This is a genomic window from Arthrobacter sp. G119Y2 (assembly GCF_038069765.1).
GTDB lineage: Bacteria > Actinomycetota > Actinomycetes > Actinomycetales > Micrococcaceae > Arthrobacter_B.
The window spans coordinates 128,441-146,331 of record NZ_JBBPFS010000002.1 but is presented as its reverse complement, the minus strand read 5'-3'; the positions used below and the strand labels follow the sequence as shown (position 1 = coordinate 146,331).

The following is a 17,891-nucleotide window of genomic DNA, read 5'->3' as shown; positions in this document are numbered from 1 at the left end:
GAGCATGACTTTCGCAGCTACCTCCGTACCCACCGCGGGCTTCATCGGCTGGCGGGGCATGGTCGGTTCCGTCCTCATGCAGCGCATGCAGGATGAGGGCGACTTTGGCCTGATCAACCCCGTGTTTTTCTCCACCTCCAATGCCGGAGGTGCCGCGCCGTCCTTTGCCGACGGTGCCGGGAAGCTCCAGGACGCGTACGACGTCGAGGCGCTGGCGAAACTGCCGATCATTGTCACCGCCCAGGGCGGCGGCTACACCTCCGAGGTTTATCCGAAGCTGCGCGACGCCGGCTGGGACGGCCTGTGGATTGACGCGGCGTCCACCCTGCGCATGGAGCAGGACTCGATCATCGTCCTGGACCCGGTGAACCGCGACGTCATCGACGCCGGGCTGGCCCGCGGCATAAAGAACTTCGTAGGCGGCAACTGCACGGTCTCCTGCATGCTCATGGGCCTGGGCGGACTGTTCCGCAACGGCCTGGTCGAGTGGGGCACGTCCATGACTTATCAGGCAGCCTCCGGCGGCGGCGCCCGGCACATGCGCGAACTGCTCAACCAGTTCGGCGAGCTGAATTCGGCCGTAGCCGACAAGCTGGCCGATCCTGCCTCCGCCATCCTGGACATCGACCGCGCGGTCCTGGCCCGGCAGAAGGACCCGGGCATGGATTCCTCCCAGTTCGGCGTGCCGCTGGCCGGTTCGGTGATCCCCTGGATCGATGCGGACCTGGGCAACGGGCAGTCCAAGGAAGAGTGGAAGGCCGGCGCCGAGACCAACAAGATCCTGGGCCGGGAAACCGAGGGCCGGATTCCGTTTGACGGGCTGTGCATCCGCATCGGCGCCATGCGCTCACATTCCCAGGCGCTCACCCTGAAGCTCACCGAGGATCTGCCGGTTGCTGAGATCGAACGCATTATCGCGGCCGACAATGAGTGGGCGAAGGTGGTTCCGAACACCAAGGAAGCCTCAATGGCTGAACTGACTCCGGTGGCGGTCAGCGGAACCCTGGACATCCCGGTGGGCCGGATCCGCAAGCTGGAAATGGGCCCGGAATACATCAGTGCCTTCACCATCGGCGACCAGCTGCTCTGGGGCGCGGCCGAGCCGCTGCGCCGTATGCTGAAGATCGCCACCGGCAACCTCTAGGGCGCATGCTTCCGCCGGTGCCGCCGGTCGGTAAGCGGCCCTCCCGCGAATGTCAGTGGCGGGTGGGACGGTGTTCCCATGGAGCACACACCGCCGGGCCGGCACCCCTTTGAATCCATAGATTCCATCCTCGACAGCTTTTTCGCGTCCAGTTGCGTCGGAAAGCAGATACCCACCGGTGTGAGATATCTGCGGGTGGGAGGACACCTGCGGGATTACCTCGAAGCGGAAGGCGAGCGGGTCCTCTGTCCCGAAGACGCCGAGCTGCTGGACCTGGAACGCTCCCTGGAGCCCGACTCGGCCTTCGCGCGGCTGTTCGGAGCGGAAGTGCTCGCCTACACGCTCAGCGGTTTCCTGGAACCGGAGTGGCTGCTGCCGGATCTCCAGGACCGAAGAACACAGGTCAGCCTGACGCCGCGGCTGGTCCAGTGGCTGTGCAACTGCCACCTCCTGGATCCGCGCCGGGACCGCGCTGCCATCCGCAGCACGAGGGCGGCGGCGGCCTGGGCGCGGCGCGGGCCTGCCCTGGGCCGCCGGGATGATGGCTAGCCGCCGGGCGGCTGGCCGGGGCCACGGCAGGCAGCCAGGCGGTCCACTTAGCCAGGCAGCCGGTCAGGCAGTCAGAGGCTGCAGTTGATCAGCAGCGGCTCGGGGTGCAGCCGGATACCGAACGCATCTTCCACGCCTTCGGCTACGGCCCGCGCCACAGCCAGCAGATCTTCAGCGGTGGCGGTGCCCCGGTTCGTCACGGCCAGCGTGTGCTTGGTGGAGAGCGAGGCCCGGCCTCCGGCCAGTTCGGCGCCCTGCCCCGTGGACGGCAGGCCAAAGCCCTTGGGGAATCCGGACCGGTCGATCAGCCAGGCAGCGCTGAGTTTGACCATGCCGGGCTGCGCCACGGGGTAGCGCGGAGCCTCGGGCGGCAAATGTGCGGCCGACTCCTCGGGCACCACCGGGTTGGTGAAGAAGGACCCGGTGCTGTAGGTGTCGGGGTCTTCGGGGTCCAGCACCATGCCCTTTCCGGCACGCAGCCGCAGCACTTCGCGGCGCACGTCTTCAGCGGCAGCCCGCTCCCCCACCGCAACGCCCAGTGCCCGGGCCAGCTCGGCGTACCGAACCGGAGCACTTTCCATGCCCCGGGTCAGGCCGAAGTCGACGGTGAGAACCACATAGCGGGGAGAGCCGTTGACCGTACTCCGCTTAAGCACCGAATCCCGGTACCCAAACTGCAGGTCCTCGTTGGCGAACGTCACGATGCTGCGTTCCCTGCGGTCCCAGGCCCTGACGCCGGTAATAGTGTGCGAAACGTCGGCGCCGTAGGCACCCACGTTCTGCACCGGCGTCGCACCGGCCAGACCGGGGATGCCGGAGAGCGCCTCCAATCCGGAGCATCCTCCGCGCAGCGTCTGCTCCACGACGTCGTCCCAGGGATGTCCGGCCTGCGCGCGGACGGTCACGGTTCCGTCGGGGTTGCCGCTCGTCTCCAGCCCGCGGGTGGCGACATGGACGACGGCGCCGTCGAAACCGGCGTCTGAAATCAGCAGGTTGGAGCCTCCGCCCACAATGAGCAGCGGCTCCTTCGCTTCATCGGCGGCGCGCACAGCGCCGATGAGTTCATCTTCGCTTTCCGCGTTGATGTAACGGCGTGCCGGGCCGCCGACACGCGAGGTGGTCAGTGATGCCAGGGGCACGGAAGTCAGGGCGCTCACCAGATCCGTACAACCGCCTGTGCCTTGACCAGGACCTTCTGGCCGTTGAAAGTGACGGTGAGATCCACGCGGGCGGTGGAGTTGTCCGTGTCGAGGGCACCGATCACGCCGGTGACTTCGACGACGGCGCCCGGCGCATCGTCCAGGTCCTGAACCGGAACGGGACGGGTAAAGCGGGTCTGGTAGTCGATGACGGCGCCGGGGTCGCCGATCCAATCAGTGACCAGCTGCACCGCAGCACCCATCGTGAACATGCCGTGGGCGATGACCCCGGGCAGCTCCACGCTGCGGGCAAAACGTTCGTTCCAGTGAATGGGGTTGAAATCTCCGGATGCTCCGGCGTAACGGACAAGGTCGGCGCGGGAAATCTCCAGCGTTGCCGAACCGATTTCCTGCCCGGTGGCAAGCTCGCTCAATGCAATCGACACGGCGTTACTGCCCTTCTCCTCGAACGAGGATGGATGACACGGCGGTGGCGACCTTTTCGCCCTCCGTGGTGGAAATCTCCGAGCGGGTAGTAAGCAGGGCGCCGTCGCCCATGGCCCGGACTGAATCCACGTAAAGCTCAGCGATCAGTTCGTCACCCGCAATGATGGGCCGGTGGTGCGTGAAGCGCTGGTCGGCGTGGACAACCCGGCTGAAATCGATCCCGGCTTCCGGGTCGGAGATCAGCTGCGCGTCGGCGCGCTGGGCAACGATCACGGCGAACGTAGGCGGAGCCACCAGGTCCGAATACCCCAGACTCTGGGCTTCGGCGACGTCGAAGTGGGCGGCGTGGCCGGCTTTGACGGCACGGGCGAACTCGCGGATTTTCTCGCGGCCCACCTGGTACGGGTCGCTGGCGGGGTAGCTGCGGCCCTGCAGTTCGGGATTGATGCTCATTTGGTTCCCTTCATCCGGCGCCGGGCGTCCCGGGCTCGAACCACCATACCGGCGATGTGCAGGCACATGCCCACAGCAATCACCGGGGCGGCAATGTACATCAGCAGCTGAGCGTCGCTGACGGCGCCGACGACGACCATCAGTACTCCGGCTCCCGAGATCACCAGCGCGGAGACAACCAGTTTGCGGTAGAGGGCGGAACCGGTCTCCCAGGGAGTGTTTAGCATGGTCCCAGAATACAGGCGGCGCGCAGTTGGCCGCGAAACGGAGCCGGGGCTGCGGGACGGACGGGAGCGGCGCCCGCCGCCGGGACGCGGCTAGAAGAGCGCGGTCTGCAGGGCCGGCAGCAGGGTCCGGTAGGAACCGGTGCGCAGGCGCCTGCCCTTGAGCCGGGCCAGGTTGGCGAGAAACGGGATCTCGGAATCCTCCACCCGCACCAGCGCCGCGGCCCCGAGCATTGCCTCAATCACCATGCCGTGTTCCCCGGCTCCGGGATCCAGCGGATACGGGACCGCTCCGGCGGCATCGGGCACCGCCAGCGCCTGGTCCGGGCGCTGCCAGACTTCCTCCGTGACGGTAAACCCTTCGGTTCCGGAAGCCGCCAGCAGGAGCCGCGCGGCGTCCGCATGGCCGGCGTTGAGTCCGTCCAGTACATCCGGTGCCAGCGGCCGGGCCAGGGCCGAGATCTTGGCCTCGGCCCGCACGGTCTGGACCAGTCCCGCTTCGGCAGTGACCAGATCTTCCAGGATCCGAACGACGCGCCCGTCCGCGGCGCGGGCGATGTACCGCGCCGCCACGGCCCCCTGTTCAGTCAGGCGCAGGCGCTTGTGTCCGTCCGCCGCCGTGCCCACCTTGGTTGTTCCGTCGGCAAAGGTGGCGACGTACAGCCAGTGCGGCTGCGCCAGGTACAGCTTCAGTCCCGGGGAAGCAATGCCGGAACGGTGGCTGTTGTGCACCAGCCGCCAGTCGTCGCGGGCGAAACAGGGGCCGCACTGATAGCCGCGGTCCGCTGCGCTGTGTGCGGGGCAGGGCTCGTGGGTCCGGCTGTGGCGGTCCTGAACCTTCACCGATCCCAGGCAGAACTTCAGCGCTCCGCCGTCTCCGGGGAGCACCCGGTAGGACAGGAGGGTGCCGGGGTCCAGTCTCTGCCGGCGTTTTTCGCCGTCGGGAGAGCTCAGTGCCAGGTAGGGGCCGCCGTCGTCCCAGGACACTCCGGTGCACAGGTACCGGTCGTCAGTCATGTGCGGATCTCCAGGCAGTTCGGGCAGTGACACAATTCCGACGGCTCAGGCCGGCGGGCAGAAAAAATGGGGCGGGGAATTTCTTCCCCACCCCATTATCGGGCGTCTTCAGCCGGAACCGTGCTGATTCAGGCGTGTTGGCCTTCGTGCTCGCCTTCGGCGATCTCTTCAAGCAGCTTGTCGTTGAAGGCCGGCAGGTCGCCCGGGTTGCGGCTGGTGACCAGCCCCTGGTCCACCACAACTTCCTCGTCGCTCCAATTGGCGCCGGCGTTCTTCAGGTCGGTTGCCAGCGACGGATAGGACGTCATGTCCCGTCCCTTCACCACGCCGGCCTCGATCAGAAGCCACGGACCGTGGCAGATGGAGGCTACCGGCTTGTGCGCCTCGAAGAAGGCGCGGGCGAAGTTCTGCGCGTCTTTGTCCACCCGGAGGAAATCGGCGTTGACCACTCCGCCGGGCAGCACCAGGGCATCGTAGTCCTCGGCATTCGCATCAGCGACCGCCAGGTCAACGGTGAAGGTTTCACCCTTCTCGATGCCGTCAAAACCCTGGATGGTGCCGGTGGACGGCGAAACGAGCGTGGGCTCGCCGCCGGCGTCCTTCACCGCGTCCCAGGGACTGGTGAGCTCCACCTGCTCCACGCCGTCGGTCAGGAGAAAAGCGACCTTCTTGCCGGAAATGTCATGTTCAGCCATGGTGCCTCCGATATTCGCTCGATGCTTGGCCGGCGGTTTGGGAACCGCCGCGGAACCTCCCGGTTCCCCTGCCTCTACCCTAGAAAACCCGACAGACAATAAGCAAGCTGACTAAGTTGCCGGAACGGGCTCCGAAAGCCCCTCCGCCACAGCCGCAGCGGCAGCCAGCCAGGCCCGCTGGGTGGCGGGACGCAGCGAACCGAACCGGATCTGCCCCTTCCGCAGGGCAGCGTCATAGGGGATGGTGACCGTGGCCCGGGCCAGCGGCTCGAACCCCTGGGCCACTGACCGGATCTGGGCGTCGGTGCCGTTGCGGTCGGATTGGCTGACAATGACGACGGCGCCGGCCGCAAGCTGGGCAAACGCACCGCCGCGTTCCTGCAGTGCCTCCAGCAGCAGTGCGCCGGCCTCGGCATGCTCTTCGACCGTGGTGGTGGCAATGACCAGCTGGTCCGTGTGGTGGATCATCCGCAGCCAGCGCTCAGCGCTTTCATCATTTCCGGAGTCCACCAGGTTGAGCCGGAAGTATTTGGAGGCCACTTCATGCAGGGCGTCAAAGTCAGCCATCGTGATTTTCTGCTCGGAGGCCAGGACATCCGGCTTGGACCGCAGGACGTCGAATTTGTCCTCGGTCTGGTGGTGCACGAAGCGGGCCAGCAGCGCGGACTGGGCCGACGGCGACAGCAGATTCCCGGTGTTGGGCAGCAGGTCCATCACGGTTGCGTCATGGGGGCCCTGCTCGGTGCGCCAGCCCAGGGTTCCGCGGGTTTCGTTGTTGTCCCAGGCCAGCACGGGGCCGCCGCCGTTGCGGGCGAATACTGCAGCCAGCATCACGGTGGTGGGCGTCTTGTTGGCGCCGCCCTTGCCGTTGACCACGGAGATGGTCCGCGGCCCGGGCCAGTGCTGGCTGACGGCGCGGATGTCGCGGCGCTCGGCCAGTTCAGACTCGGACGGGGACATCCGAAGACCAAGGCCGGCGAGCAGGCCGCGGAAACCGCGGGTGGCGGGGATGCGGGCTGTCTGGGTGTCCAGGAACGACGCCCGGCGGCGGGCCGGGGCGCGCTCGCGCAGTTCCGCACGGGTACCGGCAGGTTCGGCGGCGGGTTCCGGGGCGTTGCGCGCGGGTTCGGCTGCCGGTGCCGGCGCCGGGGCGGGAACCGCGGCAGGCGCCGGGGCGGGAGCGCGGTCGGGCACCGGCAGGGCCGCAAATGACGGAACGGGTGTCTGGACCGGATTCAGGTCCGGAGCGTCGTACCCGGCGGCAGTGGCATCAGCAGCACCTGCCGGGACCGGCTCGAAAAACGGCTCCGGGGGCAGCGGGGGAACCGGAGGCGCCGCCGGATAGTCCTGTCCGGGTCCGGTGTCCAGGCGGTACCCGGAGAACCCGTCACCGGAGGAGAGTGTTCCGGCGAAATTGCCGTCGTCTGCGCTGAAGATCCGGTCGGCGAACGTGGAGGTGTCCGTCCCTGCCCCGCTGTTTCCTGCGCTGCGTTGCGCGGTGGTACGCAGGCCTCGCCGCGTGGGCCAGTTCTCCGGGTAATCGGGGTCGGAATCGGGCGTGTTTTCAGTCATGGGGTCTGCGTCTTTCGTTCCGGAAGGGGCGATTGATCTGGACGTTTGTTCTGGGATGGTACTTCGCCGCCTGCGTCGGGCACCCGCGTAGCGAAATCCCTTCCCTCGCTCCCCCGGCGAATGAACGGCCCTTCCACCCTACAGAACCCCCTTCCATCCCATCGAACTGCAGCGGATTACCCGCTTCCGGTTTCTGGCTACCGGTCGCCGCCCGCACCGCTGCGGCCGCTGCAGGGCTCAGGCGGATGCCTCCGCTGTATCGAGATCAACGCGCGGCGGAGCCAAGGTGAATCCCCGCGTCAGAACAGCAAGGTAAACGATGCCGACCGCCATCCAGGCCAACCCCAGCATCAGCGCGGATGTTGACAGGCTGAACCAGAGCCACACAGTCAGAATGAATCCGATTCCCGGAATTAGTCCGTACTTCAAAACCCGGCCAACGCTTTGCGAAGCCCCATCGAGGAGGAAAAATTTGATGGCTCCCAAGTTGACCAGGGAGAAAGCGAAGAGGGCGCCGAAGCTCACCACGGATGCAACCGTTTCAAGCTCCACGACGAGGGCGAGCAGAGACACGGCTGATACCACCAATATGGCGCCCACCGGCGAGTGGAACCGACCGTTCACGCGACCGAAGACCTTGCGCGGAAGGACTCCATCGCGGCCCATGGCAAACAGGATCCGGGAAACACTGGCCTGCGAAGCCATGGCGGAAGCAGTTGCCCCGGCGATATAGGCCGCCAGGAACAGCGCCGTGAGCATTTGTCCGCCAATGCCGTCCATGATCTCGATTGCCGCTGCATCCGGGTCCGAGAAGGACTGCCAATCGGGGTGCACCAGATGGCTGACCCAGGAAATCAGGATAAAGGCCGCACCGCCGATCAGGGTGGTAAGGATGATCGCCCGGGGAACGGTGCGCCGCGGTTCCCTTGCTTCCTCGGACATCGTCGAGACGGCGTCGAATCCCAGGAAAGACAGGCAGAGAATAGCGGCGCCGGCCATTATCAGCGCCGGGGACATGGACGCTGAGAACACCGGCTCGGTGACGGAGCTGCCAGCGGGAATCTTCACTGCGGCGAGCACCACGAATACAACCACGAATACGGCCTGGGCTCCCACGAGTACCAAGTTGGCGCTTCGCACCACCGTCAACCCGACAATGTTGAGCAAAGTAACGAGGACGATGGCAGCCAAGGTAAACACCCAAAAAGGTACGGCTGGAAACTGGGCGTTGAGGTACACCCCGATCAGCAGATAGTTGATCAGCGGGAGCAGGAGGTAATCGAGCATCAGCGTCCAACCGGTGGTGAATCCCAGATGGCCGCCAAAGATCCGCTGCGTGAAGCTATATGCGGAACCGGCGGAAGGAATAACTTTGACAAGGAAGGCGTAACTGAAGGCCGTAAACATCATGGCGGCCAATGTCACTGCGTAGGCGGCGGGCAAATGCCCCTCAGTCAGCGTGGTGACCAGCCCGTAAGTGGTGAAGATCGTCATCGGCACCATATATGCCAGGCCGAATAGCACCAGCGACGGCGTCCCCATCACCCGTTTCAGCCCGGGCCCGGCCTGCTCTGCCGCTGGCGGCGTGATGCCGGTGGCCGCCGGCTGGGACGCGCTGAACTGCTGCTTCATGCCTACTCCTTGAAAGGACGGGAAACTGCCCAGACGCTACGGTGCCGGACCCGAGCCCACAAGGGATTTTCCGTCGAAAAGGCGGCCAGGATTGGACGATTCATCCACAAATCCGGAGAGACTCGCCGGATAGACTGCCTCCGCGGCGGCATCGGCTGTCGGCGCTGAAAGGATCACCGATGCATGATGTCATTGTTATTGGGGCGGGACTGTCCGGCCTCACAGCAGCCCGTAGCCTCACGGAGACGGGCTTGGACGTGCTGGTGTTAGAGGCACGGGACAGGGTCGGTGGGCGAAACGAGGGAGGCCGGCTCCGCGACGGCACTCCTGTTGAGCTTGGCGGTCAGTGGATTGGGCCGACACAGGACGCTGTGATCGGCCTTCTCGGCGAACTCGGGCTGGAAATGTTCCAGGTATACGACGAGGGCCGCTCCACGCTCCTCCTTGACGGCTGCCTCCGCTACGCCGATGACGACACTTTCGGACTACCCGCCGCCTCCGTAGACTCCTTCCGCAGGGTGCTGGCAGCACTGGAGTCCCTGGCCCTGACTGTAAATTTATCCGATCCGGGCCGGACACCGGAGGCAGCATCCCTCGACCGGATCACGGCGGACGCCTGGCTGCGGGAACAAACCGCGGATCCCGTGGTGCGGCGGTTTTACGACACGATGCTGGCCACAATTTTCGCCGCTGACACGGATGAGTTCTCCCTGCTGCATCTCCTGTTCTACGTGAAGTCCGGCGGTGGCCTGGCGCGGTTGATGACGACCCTGGACGGGGCCCAGGACTCAAGGGTTGCCGGTGGCACACACCGGATCTCCGAGGAGATGGCCGTTGCCCTGGCCGAAAAGGTGCGCTTGGAATCACCTGTGCGCCGGATCAGCTGCCGGGGGTCGGCGGTCGACGTTGAGTACGACGGGGGAAGCGCCTCGGCCCGCCGCGTTATTGTGGCCATTCCTCCGGTCTTGGCCGGCCGTCTGGTCTATGACCCGCCCATGCCGCCGAACCGGGACAGCCTCACTCAGCAGATGCCCGCCGGCACCGTCATCAAGTTCCAGATAGCGTATGAACGCCCCTTCTGGCGCAGGGCTGGCCTAAGCGGTGCCGTACTGAACCTGGACTCGTCTGTGGGCCTTGTCTACGACAACTACGTTCCCGGATCGTCCGCAGGTGTGCTGGTCGCCTTTATCGAGGGTGCGCACGCTCGCCATGCCAATGAGCTGAGCCCTGCCCAGCGGCGAAAGCTGGTCCTTTCCGAGCTGGTGGAATTCTTTGGCCCCGAGGCTGCACATCCCACCGACGTCCTGGAACGCAATTGGAGCGAAGAAGAGTTCACCCGTGGGTGTTACGGCGGCAGGCTGGGTACCGGACTCTGGACCCGGCTAGGGAAGTCTCTGCGCGAGCCGGTCGGACCGATCCATTGGGCCGGCGCCGAGACCTCCGAGATATGGAACGGCTATATGGACGGGGCGGTGCGTTCCGGGCAACGCGCCGCGGCTGAGGTTGCGGCGGCGCTTGCTCCGGGTGTTCCGTCTGAACAGGCGCCGCCAATCGAGACCGTGCGTTAGGGCGAGGAGACATCTGGTCCCGGCTGCAGCCCTGGCAAAATGCTAAGGCACAGCTACAAATGCACCCTCAACCACGCGTCCAAGCAGCTCGGTCAGCAGGTCCACCCCGGCCAGCATGTCGTCGTCGCTGGTCAGTTCCTTTTCGTTGTGGGAAATGCCCTCCACGCTGGGGACAAAGAGCATGATCGTGGGCACCAGATCCTTGAGGTTGGTGGAATCGTGCCCGGCCAGGGTACGCACCGTTCCGTAGGACAGGCCCAGATCGGCCGCGCACTCCGCGGCCAGCGACATCCCGGCCTTGTCATAGGCCTTCGCTCCCCAGACGTGCTGCGCACCCTGCTCGATCCGCACCGCTGCCGACTGTTGAATAGCCGCAATCCGCCGGTGCAGCTCGGCGTCGGCCGCGGCGAGGACCTCGGCGTCGGTGCTGCGCAGGTCCACCAGCAGTTCCACCCGGCTGGCAACCACGACGGGCGAATTTGGGTACACGGTGAACTCTCCGCAGGAAGTGATGACGGCGTGTTCTTCCGTGCTGAACCCGTCGGCGATTTCCCGGGCCGCCACCACGAGCGCGCTGGCGCCGAGCAGGGCGTCGTGCCGGTCGGCGATGATCGTGGCCCCGGTGTGCGCCTGTTCACCGTGCACGGTGAATTCGTATTTGTTGGCGCCCCAGGTCGACTCCACCAGGCCGATGGTCAGGCCTGCGTCCTCCAGGGAGCGGCCCTGTTCAATGTGGATTTCCAGATAGGCTGCCAGGTCCAGGGAGAAGTCTCCGATGGTGCCGATGCTCTCCAGCGCTTCGCGCACGGACGTGCCGCGGGGATCCACTGTCTCGAGGACATGCTCGGCGGACAGCTTGCCCGTGAAGACGGCGCTGCCCATCATCGACGGCTTGAACCGGCAGCCTTCCTCGTTGAACCAGTTCACGACGGCGACGTTGAACTGCGGTGCCGACCCGCCGGCGGCCAGCCGCTGCTGCAGCCTGATGGCCGCGTGAACGGCTGCCAGGACGCCGTAGGCGCCGTCGAACCGCCCGCCCAGCGGCTGCGAGTCCAGATGCGACCCCATGGCGATGTACGGCGCGCCGGGGACCAGTTCCAGCAGGGCAAACTGGTTGCCCACGGCGTCGTAGCGCACCTCGAAGCCATGGCCCTCGGCCAGGCCGCGGAACCAGTTCCTCGTCTGTCCGTCTTCCGCAGTGCCGGCCTGCCGGTCAACTCCCCCGCCCGCAGTGGCCCCGAAAGTGCTCATGGAATGGAAATCTGCGAGGAAGGCGCCGGCACCGCTGCCGAGGGGTGCCTGCTGGCGGGTAGTGATGGTCATAGTGCTGCTCCTGTGGTTCGGGCCGGGGACTCTGTCCCCGGCTGTGGTCCGGCAGCCAGCCGGTTGTGGGTAAATTCGCCGCCGGCAATCGTGGCCAGCACCTGAAGCTCAGAGATGTCCGCCGAGTCCAGCGGAGATCCGGACAGCACGGCAAAGTCCGCCAGCTTGCCCCGGCGGAGCGTGCCGTTCCGTGCGTGGGTACCGGTGGCCTGTGCAGCCCAGTCGGTGTAGGTGCGCAGTGCTTCCTCCGGGGTGAGTCCCTCGCCTGCTCCGCCCAGGATCCTGCCCTGTTCGGTTTTGCGGTCCACCCAGGACTGCATCGCGCGCAGGACGTTGTTATCCGCAACGGGCAGGTCGGAACTGCCAGCCACGAGGATTCCGGCGTCCACAAGCGACCTGCCCCGGTAGAGCCAGCCTTCCCGTTCCGGCCCGACCATTGCAGCGAATTGATCTCCGAGCGGCCCGATGAACGCTGCCTGCGGCGTGACGGCGATGCCGGCAGCAGCAACGGCAGCTAACTGGTCCGGCCGGGCGATACCGAAGTGTTCAATCCGGTTGGGCAGGGAATTGCGTCCGTAGCGTTCCTGGCACGCGATGATGATCTCCGTTGCCAGGTCGATGGCGGCGTCGCCGATGGCGTGCAGGGCGATGGGCCAGCCGGCCCGGTAGGCCGCGTCCACGCGCTCGCGGTACACCGCCGGATCATCGAGCAGGTATCCCGTGTTGTGCGGGTGGCCGCAGTAGTCCTCGGTGACCGCCGCCGTCGCGCCCAGGAGCGAGCCGTCCATGAAGACCTTGACCGGGCCCAGCGACACCCACTCGTCTCCGAAGCCGGCTACGGCACCCAGATCAATGCCGCGGCCCGTACCGGTGCCGTGCATGTCGGTTTCGTTGGCCCGTAGCGGGCGCAGCGCGTCGAGTGCGGGCATGAGCTGGGCGCGTGCGTGCAGCCGGCCGCTCGCGGCGGCGAGCTGATAGGCGCGGACTTCCACCGGGCTGTGGCCGATCCACCCGCCGCCCACTCCGGCCTCGGTGAAGCTGGTGATGCCTTCCGCGGCGAACCGGGCTGTTGCGGCGTCCAGCGCGTCGACGATTCGTGCCACCGGATAGGGCAGCAGCAGGTCCTGGAGCAGCTGCTGGGCGGCTTCTTCCACGACTCCGGTGGGTGAACCGTCCTCGCCGCGCAGGACGGATCCGCCGGTGGAGTCGGAAAAACCGGGTTCAAAGACTCCTGCCAGTTTCAGTGTGGCGGTGTTGGTGATGGACAGGTGCCCTGAGACGTGGCGCAGATAGAGCGGCCGGTCCCCCGTGATCCGGTCCAGCTCACGGATGTCCGGGTAGGCTCCGCCGTGGTGCTTGTGGTTGAAGCCGGTTCCGTTGATCCAGGCGTCCGGGGTGTCCGCCAGCCGCTGCACTTCGGCCTCCAGCAGGGCATACAGCTCGGGGAGCCCGCGTGCCTGCTCCAGATCAACGGCTCCCAGCCCCAGGCCCCACCACGTGGTGTGGCAGTGCGCGTCAATGAAGCCGGGCACCACGGTTGCCCCGTCCAGCCCGATGTCCTGTTCGGCGGTGCAGCCTTCCAGTTCCTCGTCGAATCCCGCGATCCGGCCGTTGAGCACGCCGACTGAAGAGGCCGCCGGGCGCTCCGCTTCCAGGGTGATGATGTTTGCCCCGCGCAGGATCAGGTCGAGTTTCATCGGTTTCCTCCTGCCGCTGCCGGTTCCGGGGCGGTGGAGCCGGCGGTGCTCCCGGTTGCGGTGCCGGCTGCGTTCGAGGTGTCCGGAGCCATGGTTGCCGGGTCGGTGATGAGGTGCAGCAGGGCCAGGCGCCCGCTGCCCAGTGCCCGTTCCAGCGCCGGTCCGAAATCGGCCGTTTCCTCCACCCGTTCGCCGTGGCCTCCGAAGCTGCGGATCAATCCGGCGAAATCGGGGTTGTCCAGGGCCGTGCCGGAGGGACGGTGGGGGTAATGCCGGCGCTGGTGCGCCACGATGGTGCCGTAGCCGCCGTTGTCCGCAACGATAATCAGCGGTGCGGCTTTCCGGGCCGCGGCAACCGCCAGCTCCTGCGCGTTCATCATGAAGTCTCCGTCGCCGCAGACGGCAACCACGCGGCGCCCGGGGTGAATCAGCGATGCCGCCACAGCGGCGGGAACCGCGAGCCCCATGGCGCCGTTGCGCGGCCCCACCAGCGAGCCGGCGCCGTGGTGGCTGAGGTAGCGGGCACCCCAGATGGTGGCGTTTCCCGCCCCGTAGGTCAGGATGCGGTTTTCGGGCAGCAGTTCCTCCAGAAGTCCGAAGGCCGTCCCAAGGTCGACGCCGGTGCCTCCGTCCGCGGCCGGCACGGAATACCGTGCCTGGTCGGCGGCAAGGGCTTCCATCCACGCGCCGCTGCGGCTGCCGCGGGCCGCCCCGGGCTGCGGCAGCGCCGCCACAAACGCCGCCGGCGCAGCGGGAATATGCAGGTCGATCCGCCCGGCATGTCCTGCCGCCTCCGGATCCTGAAGCACAAGAAGAGTTTCGGCCGCCAGCCCGCGGGTGTACCCGTCGCTGAGGACGTCCGTCCTGGCGCAGCCGACGAAGAGCAGCAGATCGGCCTCATCAAGGCGGCCTGCCAGCGTGTCGGCCCGGCCGTAGCCCAGCCACCCGGACCAGGCAGGAGAGAGATGCGGAACGGCGTCGTAGGACCGGAAGTCCGCGGCCACCGGAATCCGTGCAGCCGCCGCCCAGGCAGCAAGCTGACCGCCGTCGTCGGCTGTCCATCCGTCCCCGCCCACAATCAGCAGCGGGCGTTCGGCGCGGGCCAGCCGGGATACCAGTTCCCCCAGCGCCCGGGACGCCGGTTCAGCGTCTGCTGGCGCACGGAGCGGAACGGTTCCGGTGCCGGCCGTGCGCACCAGGACATCCTCGGGCAGGCCAATGATGACCGGTCCGGGACGGCCGGACACGGCCAGCCGCATGGCCGCGGCGACTGTTTCCGCGGCCCGCCGTTCGTCGTCGAGCACCATCACCTGCTTGGCCGTGGTGCCGAACCAGCCCTCCAGGCTGAACTCCTGGAAGGCGCCGCGGCCGCGGTCCGTCAGCGGGATCAGGCCGACAAAGAGGACCATCGGCGTTGCATCCTGCCAGGCGGTGTGGACGGCGATCATGGCGTTCGCGGCTCCCGGCCCCCGTGTCACCATGGCAACACCGGGAGTTCCGGTGAGCCGGGATTCCGCCAGGGCCATGAACCCGGCACCTCCCTCATGCCGGCAGACAACGGTGTCAATGGAGGAATCGTGCAGCCCGTCGAGGACGTCGAGGAAACTCTCGCCCGGGACGGTGTACACGCGGGCGACGCCGTGTTCCTCGAGCTGGCGGACAATCAGGTGGCCGGCGGACAACGATGGCATGAGAGCTCTTTCGGTGGGAGGAAATTAGTGCTTGAAGCCGGGCAGGTCCACGCTCATCCGCGGCACAATAACGCCGGCGGCGGCAGTGAACAGGCTCAGGAGCACCAGCAGGACTGCCGCCGGCCACCAATGGTCCGAGGCCGCGGCGACCATGGCGGTGGCAAGCAGCGGCAGGAAGCCTGACACCATGCCGGCGGTGTTCTGGGCGAAGCCGACACCCGTGTACCGGGTGCGGGCCGGGAACAGTCCGGTGAGGACGGTGCCGTTGGCTGCGTACGGCAGGGACAGAGTGGCCACCGCAAGGGTCATGCCCACGACCACCAGCACCTCGTTTCCGGACGTGATCAGCAGGAACGAGGGAACGGCCGCCGCTGCGGAGGCGAGCCCGCCGTAAAGAAGGACACGGCTGGCGCCGAAGCGTTCACCGAGCCGTCCGCCCAGGATCAGGACGGGGATTTCGACGACGGCGGCAACCATTCCGCCCAGGAGCATCAGCTGAGAGGAATAGCCCAGGATGGCAACGCCGTAGTACACCACGAAGGCCGTGACGAGGTAGAAACCGCCAACACCCAGCAGCGCCGCGGCCATGCCGACCAGGATGTGCTTCCAGGAATCGACCAAGGTGGTGCGGATCGGAGTCTTCTCGACCTGCCCGTGCTCGAGCAGTTCGGCGAACACCGGGGACTCGTCAAGCCGGCTCCGGATGTACAGCGCAATGAACAGCATCGGAATGGCGGCCAGGAACGGGATGCGCCAGCCGAAGTCGTCGAAGTTCTCCTTGGAGAAGAAGACCGTCGCCAGGAAGAATCCGCCGGAGGACAGAATGGTGCCGATCGGGGAACCGATCTGGGGCAGGGCGGCGTAGCGTGCGCGGCGCGCCAGCGGTGCGTTCTCCACGACTATGGTCATGGCCCCGGACCACTCCCCGCCGACGAAGAGCCCCTGCGCAACCCGCAGCAGCACAAGCAGTACCGGTGCCGCGATGCCGATCGCGGCGTAGGTGGGGAGCATGCCGATCAGCCCGGTGATGACGCCGATGCCGACGATGGTGATCATGAGCGTCTTGCGGCGTCCGATCCGGTCGCCCATGGCGCCGAAGAACATGCCGCCGAGCGGGCGGGCCAGCAGTCCGACGCCGAAGGTCGCGAAGGAGGCCAGGGCAGCGGCAGTGGCGTTCTCATTGGTGAAGTACTGGACGTTGAAGACCAGGGCCGCGGCGGCACTGAAAAGGAAGAAGTCGTACCATTCCATCGCGGTGCCGATCAAGGCGCCGATGGAGACCTTCATGGCCTCCTTGTCGGTGATGGTCCGGGTGGCCCCGGCCTCGAGGTTCAGTTGTTGTGTCATGGCCTGCCTCTGCAGCTGCTGGGGTCCGCGGGCGTGGAAAACGGCCGGTGCGGACGGGAACGAAGCACCAGCATGTCACCGGGGAGGGTTTGTGACGTGCATCTAATGACGCCGGTTTGGACGGCTAAACTGTGCAAAAGCACAGAATTGGAGCGTTTACGCGGTGGCCATTGCAGGGAAACATGAAGTTAACACAGACGAGTTTGAGGGGCGGTGGAACGCACTGCTGGACGGGCTCAGCGTCGACCGGCTGAGCAGCCTGTTCCTCGAGCGCGTGCTGCGGCTGGAAGACTACCGCGACGGGACACTTCCGGCCAGCGAAATCCGCCGGACCGCGGCGGCTTCCTTCCGGACGCTGATCGCGAGCCTGCGGCAGACCTCCAATCAGCGGGAACTGGCGGCGGTACGGCAGGACATTGCCCTGGAGGTCGGAGTGTCGCGCGCCCGCGCCGGGGTTCCGGTGGAATCCCTCACGTCAGCCATCCGGCTGGATTTCACCGTGCTCTGGAATGAGCTGATGCTGCTGGCCGATCCCGCGGACGCCGAGCTGCTGGTGCGCCGGGCGGAGACCGTTTGGCACGTCGTCGACTCTTACGCCGTGCAGACCCAGGCCACCTACCTCGATGAACGCCAGCGCATGGCCCAGGAAGCGTCGTCCGTGCGCCAGGGATATGTGGCGGCCCTGTTCGGGCCTGCGAGTACTCCGCCGGAGCTGCTGGCCCGCACCGCCCTGGAGCTCGGCATCGCCGAGGATGCCGTCCTGGCCGTGGCTGCTGCAGCGGCCGACGGCGCGGGCCAGCTCCACCTGGCCGCCGCCGCTGCCTCACGCCGCGGCGCGGCAGTCTTCACCCATCCGCTGCCGGACGGACTGGCCGCGTTCTGGGTTGCCGATTCCCGTGCCGGCAGTGCGGACCGGGAAACGATGGAGCAGATTCGGGGAATCCGCTGCGGACTGGTGGAACCGGTGCACGGCCTGGCCGGGCTTCGGACGGCGGCCCGGACCGCACGTGCCCTTGCTGCACTCGCCGGTGACGGCGACCGGGCCGCGTTGACCATGCGCAATGCGTGGGCCCGCCTGGCCCGCCACAGGTTGGCCGAGACCGGTGTTCCAATGGTTCCGGACGTGGACGAGGCGCTACGGCAGTGCGGCCCCGTGGAGAAGGACCGGCTGCAGGAAGCCGTGCGGTCCTATCTGGCCACCGGCAGCGTTGCCCGTTCCGCGGAGCAGCTGTTCTGCCACCGGAACACGCTGATGAACCGGCTGCGGCGCTTCACCGAACTGACCGGCATCGACGTCACAGTTCCGGAGGCAGCTGCCCGTCTGGTGGTGGCCTGGTCCTAGGAACCAGGCCGGAAGCAGTCCTCAGCCGCGGCGGCGGGACAAGCCCATCGT

The 17,891-nt window shown here is 66.8% G+C and carries 16 protein-coding genes; 4 read left to right on the top strand and 12 right to left on the bottom strand.

Going from position 1 to position 17,891, the window contains the following annotated elements; translation table 11 throughout:
* The first annotated feature begins 4 nt into the window (after nt 1-4).
* Both asd and WKB88_RS04360 read left to right on the top strand, forming a co-directional pair.
* On the top strand, nt 5-1,144 hold the full coding sequence (gene asd / locus WKB88_RS04365) for an aspartate-semialdehyde dehydrogenase (RefSeq protein ID WP_341393344.1): 1,140 nt from the start codon (nt 5-7) through the stop codon (nt 1,142-1,144).
* A 78-nt stretch (nt 1,145-1,222) separates the two neighbouring features.
* The gene (locus WKB88_RS04360; RefSeq protein WP_341393343.1) at nt 1,223-1,693 is read left to right on the top strand and encodes a hypothetical protein; all 471 of its coding nucleotides are present in this window, start codon (nt 1,223-1,225) and stop codon (nt 1,691-1,693) included.
* Nucleotides 1,694-1,764: 71 nt separating this feature from the next.
* On the opposite strand, the gene WKB88_RS04355 is transcribed toward WKB88_RS04360, so the two are convergent.
* The 8 genes from WKB88_RS04355 to WKB88_RS04320 all read right to left on the bottom strand — a co-directional run bounded on the left by WKB88_RS04355 (nt 1,765) and on the right by WKB88_RS04320 (nt 8,872).
* Nucleotides 1,765-2,841: a UDP-N-acetylmuramate dehydrogenase gene (locus WKB88_RS04355; RefSeq protein ID WP_341393733.1), complete on the bottom strand. Its 1,077-nt coding sequence runs from the start codon at nt 2,839-2,841 to the stop codon at nt 1,765-1,767.
* Nucleotides 2,842-2,846: 5 nt separating this feature from the next.
* Nucleotides 2,847-3,278: a MaoC family dehydratase gene (locus WKB88_RS04350; protein WP_341393342.1), complete on the bottom strand. Its 432-nt coding sequence runs from the start codon at nt 3,276-3,278 to the stop codon at nt 2,847-2,849.
* A gap of 4 nt (nt 3,279-3,282) precedes the next feature.
* Entirely contained in the window at nt 3,283-3,732 is a 450-nt protein-coding gene (locus WKB88_RS04345) for an FAS1-like dehydratase domain-containing protein (protein WP_341393341.1), read from the bottom strand.
* Entirely contained in the window at nt 3,729-3,959 is a 231-nt protein-coding gene (locus WKB88_RS04340) for a hypothetical protein (protein WP_341393340.1), read from the bottom strand. The genes WKB88_RS04345 and WKB88_RS04340 overlap by 4 nt, the downstream gene beginning before the upstream one ends.
* A gap of 90 nt (nt 3,960-4,049) precedes the next feature.
* Entirely contained in the window at nt 4,050-4,973 is a 924-nt protein-coding gene (locus tag WKB88_RS04335; protein ID WP_341393339.1) for a DUF2797 domain-containing protein, read from the bottom strand.
* Nucleotides 4,974-5,101: 128 nt separating this feature from the next.
* Nucleotides 5,102-5,668, bottom strand: a complete 567-nt coding sequence (locus WKB88_RS04330; protein WP_341393338.1) for a type 1 glutamine amidotransferase domain-containing protein — start codon at nt 5,666-5,668, stop codon at nt 5,102-5,104.
* Between the two features lie 111 nt (nt 5,669-5,779).
* Nucleotides 5,780-7,240: a MinD/ParA family ATP-binding protein gene (locus WKB88_RS04325; RefSeq protein WP_341393337.1), complete on the bottom strand. Its 1,461-nt coding sequence runs from the start codon at nt 7,238-7,240 to the stop codon at nt 5,780-5,782.
* Between the two features lie 237 nt (nt 7,241-7,477).
* Nucleotides 7,478-8,872: an APC family permease gene (locus WKB88_RS04320; protein ID WP_341393336.1), complete on the bottom strand. Its 1,395-nt coding sequence runs from the start codon at nt 8,870-8,872 to the stop codon at nt 7,478-7,480.
* 179 nt (nt 8,873-9,051) lie between these two features.
* Between WKB88_RS04320 and WKB88_RS04315 the strand changes: the two genes are divergently transcribed.
* The gene (locus tag WKB88_RS04315; protein WP_341393335.1) at nt 9,052-10,440 is read left to right on the top strand and encodes a flavin monoamine oxidase family protein; all 1,389 of its coding nucleotides are present in this window, start codon (nt 9,052-9,054) and stop codon (nt 10,438-10,440) included.
* Between the two features lie 42 nt (nt 10,441-10,482).
* Here WKB88_RS04315 and WKB88_RS04310 read toward each other — a convergent pair whose 3' ends face one another.
* From WKB88_RS04310 to WKB88_RS04295, 4 genes are read right to left on the bottom strand one after another with little or no spacing between them, the layout of a single operon-like run.
* A complete protein-coding gene (locus tag WKB88_RS04310; RefSeq protein WP_341393334.1) occupies nt 10,483-11,763 on the bottom strand; it encodes a M20 family metallo-hydrolase in 1,281 nt (426 codons plus the stop codon).
* On the bottom strand, nt 11,760-13,460 hold the full coding sequence (locus WKB88_RS04305) for an amidohydrolase (protein WP_341393333.1): 1,701 nt from the start codon (nt 13,458-13,460) through the stop codon (nt 11,760-11,762). The genes WKB88_RS04310 and WKB88_RS04305 overlap by 4 nt, the downstream gene beginning before the upstream one ends.
* Nucleotides 13,457-15,151: a thiamine pyrophosphate-dependent enzyme gene (locus tag WKB88_RS04300; protein ID WP_341393332.1), complete on the bottom strand. Its 1,695-nt coding sequence runs from the start codon at nt 15,149-15,151 to the stop codon at nt 13,457-13,459. Before WKB88_RS04300 ends, WKB88_RS04305 begins: the two co-directional genes overlap by 4 nt.
* Before the next feature lie 24 nt (nt 15,152-15,175).
* A complete protein-coding gene (locus WKB88_RS04295; RefSeq protein ID WP_341393331.1) occupies nt 15,176-16,498 on the bottom strand; it encodes an MFS transporter in 1,323 nt (440 codons plus the stop codon).
* A gap of 163 nt (nt 16,499-16,661) precedes the next feature.
* On the opposite strand from WKB88_RS04295, the gene WKB88_RS04290 reads away from it, so the two are divergent.
* Nucleotides 16,662-17,840, top strand: a complete 1,179-nt coding sequence (locus WKB88_RS04290) for a helix-turn-helix domain-containing protein (RefSeq protein WP_341393330.1) — start codon at nt 16,662-16,664, stop codon at nt 17,838-17,840.
* Nucleotides 17,841-17,891 lie beyond the last annotated feature (51 nt).

What these genes read in the sequence shown, in the direction of transcription:
- asd (WP_341393344.1), top strand. Translation starts at nt 5, where the DNA reads ATGACTTTCGCAGCTACCTCCGTACCCACCGCGGGCTTCATCGGCTGG.
- WKB88_RS04360 (WP_341393343.1), top strand. Translation starts at nt 1,223, where the DNA reads ATGGAGCACACACCGCCGGGCCGGCACCCCTTTGAATCCATAGATTCC.
- WKB88_RS04345 (WP_341393341.1), bottom strand. Translation starts at nt 3,732, where the DNA reads ATGAGCATCAATCCCGAACTGCAGGGCCGCAGCTACCCCGCCAGCGAC.
- WKB88_RS04340 (WP_341393340.1), bottom strand. Translation starts at nt 3,959, where the DNA reads ATGCTAAACACTCCCTGGGAGACCGGTTCCGCCCTCTACCGCAAACTG.
- WKB88_RS04335 (WP_341393339.1), bottom strand. Translation starts at nt 4,973, where the DNA reads ATGACTGACGACCGGTACCTGTGCACCGGAGTGTCCTGGGACGACGGC.
- WKB88_RS04330 (WP_341393338.1), bottom strand. Translation starts at nt 5,668, where the DNA reads ATGGCTGAACATGACATTTCCGGCAAGAAGGTCGCTTTTCTCCTGACC.
- WKB88_RS04325 (WP_341393337.1), bottom strand. Translation starts at nt 7,240, where the DNA reads ATGACTGAAAACACGCCCGATTCCGACCCCGATTACCCGGAGAACTGG.
- WKB88_RS04320 (WP_341393336.1), bottom strand. Translation starts at nt 8,872, where the DNA reads ATGAAGCAGCAGTTCAGCGCGTCCCAGCCGGCGGCCACCGGCATCACG.
- WKB88_RS04315 (WP_341393335.1), top strand. Translation starts at nt 9,052, where the DNA reads ATGCATGATGTCATTGTTATTGGGGCGGGACTGTCCGGCCTCACAGCA.
- WKB88_RS04310 (WP_341393334.1), bottom strand. Translation starts at nt 11,763, where the DNA reads ATGACCATCACTACCCGCCAGCAGGCACCCCTCGGCAGCGGTGCCGGC.
- WKB88_RS04305 (WP_341393333.1), bottom strand. Translation starts at nt 13,460, where the DNA reads ATGAAACTCGACCTGATCCTGCGCGGGGCAAACATCATCACCCTGGAA.
- WKB88_RS04300 (WP_341393332.1), bottom strand. Translation starts at nt 15,151, where the DNA reads ATGCCATCGTTGTCCGCCGGCCACCTGATTGTCCGCCAGCTCGAGGAA.
- WKB88_RS04295 (WP_341393331.1), bottom strand. Translation starts at nt 16,498, where the DNA reads ATGACACAACAACTGAACCTCGAGGCCGGGGCCACCCGGACCATCACC.